This window comes from Phaeospirillum tilakii (assembly GCF_042683125.1).
GTDB lineage: Bacteria > Pseudomonadota > Alphaproteobacteria > Rhodospirillales > Magnetospirillaceae > Phaeospirillum > Phaeospirillum tilakii.
This window is the reverse complement of record NZ_JBHUIY010000071.1, coordinates 1-6185: the sequence shown is the minus strand read 5'-3', so window position 1 is coordinate 6185 and position 6185 is coordinate 1. Positions and strand designations below refer to the sequence as shown.

Genomic DNA, 6185 nt, shown 5'->3' with positions numbered 1-6185 from the left:
GGCCGCCCCCGCCGCGCCCGGCGGTCTCGCCGCCACCCAGCCCCCGGCCGCGCCGGCGGCGCTGGCCCCGGCCGGCGCCGATCCGGTTCAGGCCCGCCTCGACGCGCTGACCCACAGCCGCCGCATCAGCATCGAGACCCCGTCGCTGCACGGCTCGATCGCGCTGACCGGCGGGCGGATCGACGATCTGACCCTGGTCAAGTACCGCGAGACCCCCGATCCCAACAGCCCCGAGATCACCCTGCTGTCGCCGGCCGGCGCGGCCCAGCCCTACTGGGCCGAGTTCGGCTTCGTGCCGACCGACCAGAGCGTGCGGGTGCCCGGCCCCGACACGGTGTGGAGCGCCGAATCCTCCGGCCCGCTCGCGCCCGACCATCCGGTGGTGCTGAGCTGGGACAATGGCGAGGGGCTGCGCTTCGTCCGCACCTTCACCATCGACGAGCATTACCTGTTCCAGGTGTCGCAGCGGGTCGAGAATTACGGCACCCGCACCGTCGCGCTGCATCCGTTCGCGCTGCTGGCCCGCACCGGCACGCCGCACACCGAGGACATGTACATCCTGCATGAGGGCCCGCTCGGCGTGTTCGACGGCACCCTCAAGGAACTGAAATACGCCGACCTCAAGAAGGAAGGCACCGCCACCCATCCCTCGACCGGGGGCTGGGCCGGTATCACCGACAAATACTGGCTGGCGGCGCTGGCGCCGGCCGAGCGCGATCCGGTCACCGCCCGCTTCGTCCACCAGCGCATCGACAATGCCGACCGCTATCAGGTCGATTACCTCGGCGGCGCCCGCAGCGTCGCGCCGGGGGCCTCGCTCGAATCCGGCTATCGCCTGTTCGCCGGGGCCAAGCAGGTCGGCCTGCTCGATTCCTATGCCGACAAGTACCAGATCGACCGCTTCGACCTCGCGATCGATTTCGGCTGGTTCTACTTCCTGACCAAGCCGTTCTTCTATCTGCTCAAGCTGCTGCATTCGGCGCTCGGCAACATGGGGCTCGCCATCCTGGCGATGACGGTGATCCTCAAGCTGGCGATGTTCCCGCTCGCCAACAAGTCCTATGTGTCGATGAGCAAGATGAAGAAGCTCCAGCCGGCGGTGAAGGCGCTTCAGGATCGCTTCGGCGAAGACAAGATGCGCCTCCAGCAGGAGATGATGATTCTCTACAAGAAGGAGAAGGTCAATCCGCTGTCCGGCTGCCTGCCGGTGCTGGTGCAGATCCCGGTGTTCTTCGCCCTCTACAAGGTGCTGTTCGTCACCATCGAGATGCGGCACGCGCCGTTCTATGGCTGGATCCATGATCTGTCGGTGGCCGATCCGACCAACCTGTTCACCCTGTTCGGGCTGGTCCCGTGGGCGCCGCCGCACTTCCTCCATCTGGGGGCGTGGCCGCTGATCATGGGCGTGACGATGTACTTCCAGCAGAAGCTCAACCCGCAGCCGCCGGATCCGGTCCAGGCCAAGGTGCTGGGCATCCTGCCGGTGCTGTTCACCTTCCTGCTCGCCAACTTCTCCTCGGGGCTGGTGATCTACTGGGCCTGGAACAACGCCCTGTCGATCCTCCAGCAGTGGATGATCATGCGCCGGCTGGGGGTCAAGCCCTGAGCGGGGACCTCCCCGCCGCCGGTCCCGATGCCGCCGCCCTCGAGGCGGCGGCGCGGGTCGAGGCCGGCCGGCTGCTGTTCGCCCGCGAATGCCGTTTCCTGCGCGGCGTGGTCGCCCTCGACGGCCTGCCGCCGGCCGATCTGCCGGAACTGGCCTTTTCCGGCCGGTCCAATGTCGGCAAGTCGAGCATCATCAACGCCCTGACCGGCCGCAACGGGCTGGCCCGCACCTCCAACACTCCGGGGCGGACCCAGGAACTCAATTATTTCGACCTGGGCGGCCGGCTGGTGCTGGTCGATCTGCCCGGCTACGGCTTCGCCAGCGCGCCGAAGACCGAGGTGGCGCGCTGGACCCGGCTGGTCGAATCCTTCCTGCGCGGCCGCTCGGTGCTGCGCCGGGTGGTGGTGCTGGTCGATTCGCGCCACGGCCTCAAGGACAGCGACCGCGACATGATGTCGATGCTCGACCGGGCCGCGGTGGTCTATCAGGTGGTGCTGACCAAGGCCGACAAGATCACCCCGGCCGCGCTCGAGGCGACGCGGGAGCGGGTGCTGGCCGAGATCGCCAAGCGCGGCGCGGCCCATCCCTGCGTCATCGCCACCTCTTCCCAGACCGGTCTCGGTCTCGCCGACCTGCGGGCCGAACTGGCCACCCTCGCCCGCGGAGAGTCTGCGACATGATCTGTGACGATACCCCCGACGTGCTGCGCGACCGTCAGGCCTGGCTCGATCGCGCCACCACCCTGTCCGAGGCGCTGCCCTTCATGCGGCTGTTCTCGGAACAGAGCGTGGTGATCAAGTTCGGCGGCCACGCGATGGAATCCGACGACCTGTCCCGGCTGTTCGCCGGCGACGTCGTGCTGCTGCGTCAGGTCGGGGTCAATCCGATCGTGGTCCATGGCGGCGGGCCGCAGATCGACCAGATGCTGAAGCGGCTCAACATCGTCACCCCCCGGGTTGACGGGCTGCGCTTCACCGACGACGCCACCATCGAGGTGGTGGAAATGATCCTGTCGGGCAAGATCAACAAGCAGATCGTCTCGGCGATCAACGAGGCCGGCGGCTTCGCCATCGGCCTGTCGGGCAAGGACGGCCACCTGATCCGCGCCCGCCGGCTGCGCCGCACCCACAAGGACCCGGATTCCAACATCGAGCGGGTGCTCGATCTCGGCTATGTCGGCGAGCCGGCCGAGATCAATCCGCACGTGCTGACCTTCTTCCGCGAGTCCGACATCATCCCGGTGATCGCCCCGGTCGGGATCGGTCCGGCGGGCGAGACCTACAACATCAACGCCGACACCGCCGCCGGCGCCATCGCCTCGGCCGCCGAGGCCCGCCGCCTGCTGATGCTGACCGACGTGCCCGGCGTGCTCGACAAATCGGGCAACCTGATCGCCGAGATGACCGCCTCGCAGGCGCGGGCGGCGATCGCCGACGGCACCGTTTCCGGCGGGATGATCCCCAAGGTCGAGACCTGCCTCGAGGCGGTGGCCAAGGGGGTGGATGCCGCCGTGATCCTCGACGGCCGCATTCCCCATGCCGTTCTGCTCGAGCTGTTTACCCCGCACGGGGTCGGGACTCTGATCAAGGCCGATTGATCTGTGCCGGCGTGTGACATTCTTTTGTCATAAAGTCATCGTATAAGTCAGGCGCCGGCACCCTCCTCCCATCAGGGCAGTTCTCTGCCACCCTTTACTTGCCACCCGCTATCCAAAAGGTTGTTCGCTGCACTGCCTCCACTTAGAGATAGTGTGGTGGCATCTTATTGTGATGGTTTTTCTCTCATTCCTTGCGGCCTTCCCTCTTGCGTTTCGTCTACACTGAGGCAAGTATCTGCCCCTAAATTGTATCGAGGGGATCATGCCGAGAAAAAAGGCAAATCGTGGAAGAACCCCGTCCGGCGCACCCAACCCGATCGACGTTCATGTCGGGGCTCGGATGCGTCTGCGGCGGACCCTGCTGGGGCTCAGCCAGGAAAAACTGGGGGAATTGATCGGCCTGACGTTTCAGCAGGTGCAGAAATATGAGCGCGGGGCCAACCGCGTTAGTTGTTCCCGGCTGTTTGATCTGTCGCGGGCCCTCGAGGTACCGATCTCTTACTTTTTCGAGGACATGACCGACGAGGTCAAGAATCTGAGCCCGGTGCAGATGGGGCGGGACCTGTCGCAGGACGAGATGCCGTCCAACGAAGCCGATCCCCGGCTGCGGCGCGAAACACTCGAACTGGTGCGCAATTACTACAGCATCAGTGATCCCGACGTCCGGCGGCGGATCTATGATCTGGCCAAGGCGTTGAGCGAACGCAGTCCCGACTGACCAGACGGAGCGAGGAACTGGAGCCCCCAGGGTCAGGCCTTCCGGTTCCTCCCGCTCCCGACGCCGTGGCCGCCGCCGCCGCGTCCCCCGTTTCCCTTAAATGCAGTAATCGTCCCCGGCGGCAGGTCGCGGCATCCGCGGCCGGAACTGGCCGCCCAGCAGCGGCGCGAGGCGACCGAGATCGCCCAGCACGTCGAGCACCACCGTCTCGGCCCCGCCCCCCAGCAACGCCCCCTGGCCCCCTTCCGCGCGTCGCAGTTCGAGCCCGAGCCGGCCGATCTGATCGATCGCCGCCTGCGCGTCCGCCTCGGCGGCGGGGTAGGTGATCATGTAGGGAATCGTCAGCGTTTCCAGCAGGATCGCCGCGTCGATGGCGTAGCCCGGCCCGCGCGGATCGTCGGGCGGCGGGTCGATGAAGACGAAATCCGGCCGGCGCGGCAGCGCCACCCGCGCCCGCAGGAAGCGGAACCAGTCGTGGCTCCACAGCCGGACCCAGCCGCCCTCGCGGTGGCCCTGGGCCAGGGCGATCTGGGCCGGGTCGATGTCGTTGACGTCGATTTCCGCCGCCAGCCCGATCCGCTCCAGCACCCGCCCGGCCAGCACCCACGAGCCGGGATGGCCCGCGCCCTGGTCGAGCGCGGCATGCAGCGCGTCCACCCCGAACGAATCTCGCGCCGCCAGCACCGCCGCCAGCCCGTCCGGCGGGGCGAGCCGGCCGCCGCCGGCATGGGTGTCGGCGAAGCAGAACGGGATGTCCGCCGCCTCGGCGTCGCCGGCGCTGCCCCGCCGCGCCGCCGCCGCCCGTGCCAGCGCCGCCGCCAGCAGAAACTGTACCCACAGGACCCCGGGTCCGTCGTCCCTCACCATCGGCCGTTCCGTCTTGCTGCCCGAAGCGGCGAGTAAAGCACGGAACCCCGGCCGCGGCATCCCCCCTGTGGCCGGCGCGGCTTGACGCTATTGGGCTTTCGCCCAAACCCAACCGGGGCGATGCCCCGGACCCCCTTTTTTCGAAAAGAAGGGGGTTTGGGGCCTCGCCCCAAGCGGGCGCGGGCGGCAGCCCGCTGGCGCAAGCCACGGCGCGGGGACGATCGTCGGGCTTGCGGATCGATACGGTTTCGATATAACGTCATTTCGTACTATCGAAACTGTATCGGAGAGACCTAATGCGACTGTTCGCCCGTCTGCGTGCCGCCGGAGGGCGGCATCGTCATGGTTTTCATCATCATCGCCACGGCGGCGGATGTGGTCTGGGGAAGGCGGTCGCCGCCTCGCCGGAACAACGGCCCGGCCCGGTGCGGCTGTATGCCTGCGTCGGCAAGCATTGCCCCGACGGCCGCCGGGTGCTGGACGCCCTGCGCGTCGCGGCGGCGGAAAGCGGGGTGGCGGTGGCGCCCTGCGGCTGCCTGGATCTGTGCGAGCAGGGGCCGGTGGTGATCGCCCTGCCGGCCGAGGCCCCGCCGCCCCGGCGCGGCGCGACCGGTCCGGCGCCGCTCGCCACCCATCTCCGGGTCAGCCCGGCCGACGCGGCGCGGATCGTCGCGACCTTTGACCGCCACGAAAAATAGGAGACCGACGATGTTCGGATGGAACAAGGAACGCCGCGCCGCGCGGGGCGACGACTGGACCGGCGGCCCCGGCCGCTGGGGCCGGGGGCTGCTTGAGCATCTGCACCCCCATCACCATGGCGGGCGCGGCCGGCTTGGCCGGCTGTTCGCCCATGGCGACCTGCATCTGGTGGTGCTGCACCTGATCGCCGAGAAGCCGCGCCACGGCTACGAGCTGATCAAGGCGATCGAGGCGATGGCCGGCGGCGGCTATACCCCGAGCCCGGGCACGATCTATCCGGCGCTGACCATGCTGGAGGACCAGGGCCATGTCGCGGCCGAGGCCGGCGACGGCAACCGCAAGCTCTACCGCATCACCCCGGAGGGCGAGGCCTATCTCGCCGTCAATCGCGGCGCGGTGGCGATGCTGCTGGAGCGGATGGCGGCGGCGGGGGCGGCCCGGCCGGAAGGGGCGGCGCCGCCGATCCGCCGCGCGGTGGAGAATCTCAAGCTGGCGCTGCGGCTGCGGCTGGAGCGTGGCCCGCTCGACGAGGCCCAGGTGGCGGCGGTGGCCGCCGCGCTCGATCGCGCCGCCGCCGAGATCGAGCGGAGCTGACCATGCCGGCCGCGCCGTTGCGCGAGCGGCTGCGTCTGCTGGCCCGGGCCGGGGCGCTCGGCCGGGTCGCGGACGGGGCGGTGGTGCCGCCGCCGCCGCCGCCC

The 6185-nt window shown here is 68.9% G+C and carries 7 protein-coding genes; 6 read left to right on the top strand and 1 reads right to left on the bottom strand.

The annotated features are described in order from the left end of the window. The 4 genes from yidC to ACFSNB_RS18250 all read left to right on the top strand — a co-directional run. Window positions 1-1606 (top strand): membrane protein insertase YidC (gene yidC, locus ACFSNB_RS18265; protein WP_377319195.1); only part of this gene is annotated, 1606 nt, incomplete at its 5' end. After that, complete coding sequence (yihA, locus tag ACFSNB_RS18260) at window positions 1603-2286, top strand: ribosome biogenesis GTP-binding protein YihA/YsxC (protein ID WP_377319197.1); 684 nt, start codon at window positions 1603-1605, stop codon at window positions 2284-2286. The genes yidC and yihA, both read left to right, overlap by 4 nt. Beyond that, a complete protein-coding gene (gene argB / locus ACFSNB_RS18255) occupies window positions 2283-3203 on the top strand; it encodes an acetylglutamate kinase (protein ID WP_377319193.1) in 921 nt (306 codons plus the stop codon). The genes yihA and argB overlap by 4 nt, the downstream gene beginning before the upstream one ends. Before the next feature lie 340 nt (window positions 3204-3543). Further along, the gene (locus tag ACFSNB_RS18250) at window positions 3544-3921 is read left to right on the top strand and encodes a helix-turn-helix domain-containing protein (protein ID WP_377319191.1); all 378 of its coding nucleotides are present in this window, start codon (window positions 3544-3546) and stop codon (window positions 3919-3921) included. A gap of 96 nt (window positions 3922-4017) precedes the next feature. Here ACFSNB_RS18250 and ACFSNB_RS18245 read toward each other — a convergent pair whose 3' ends face one another. Then, a complete protein-coding gene (locus ACFSNB_RS18245; RefSeq protein WP_377319189.1) occupies window positions 4018-4788 on the bottom strand; it encodes a hypothetical protein in 771 nt (256 codons plus the stop codon). Between the two features lie 296 nt (window positions 4789-5084). On the opposite strand from ACFSNB_RS18245, the gene ACFSNB_RS18240 reads away from it, so the two are divergent. Together ACFSNB_RS18240 and ACFSNB_RS18235 are read left to right on the top strand one after the other, a co-directional pair. Further along, window positions 5085-5486, top strand: coding sequence for a hypothetical protein (locus tag ACFSNB_RS18240; RefSeq protein ID WP_377319187.1), 402 nt, complete (start codon window positions 5085-5087; stop codon window positions 5484-5486). A gap of 10 nt (window positions 5487-5496) precedes the next feature. Beyond that, on the top strand, window positions 5497-6081 hold the full coding sequence (locus tag ACFSNB_RS18235; protein WP_377319185.1) for a PadR family transcriptional regulator: 585 nt from the start codon (window positions 5497-5499) through the stop codon (window positions 6079-6081). The last annotated feature ends 104 nt before the right edge of the window (window positions 6082-6185 follow it).

Excerpts from the sequence above, each read along its gene's own strand:
- ACFSNB_RS18240 (WP_377319187.1), top strand. The coding sequence starts at position 5,085 with ATGCGACTGTTCGCCCGTCTGCGTGCCGCCGGAGGGCGGCATCGTCAT.
- argB (WP_377319193.1), top strand. The coding sequence starts at position 2,283 with ATGATCTGTGACGATACCCCCGACGTGCTGCGCGACCGTCAGGCCTGG.
- ACFSNB_RS18235 (WP_377319185.1), top strand. The coding sequence starts at position 5,497 with ATGTTCGGATGGAACAAGGAACGCCGCGCCGCGCGGGGCGACGACTGG.
- ACFSNB_RS18250 (WP_377319191.1), top strand. The coding sequence starts at position 3,544 with ATGCGTCTGCGGCGGACCCTGCTGGGGCTCAGCCAGGAAAAACTGGGG.
- ACFSNB_RS18245 (WP_377319189.1), bottom strand. The coding sequence starts at position 4,788 with ATGGTGAGGGACGACGGACCCGGGGTCCTGTGGGTACAGTTTCTGCTG.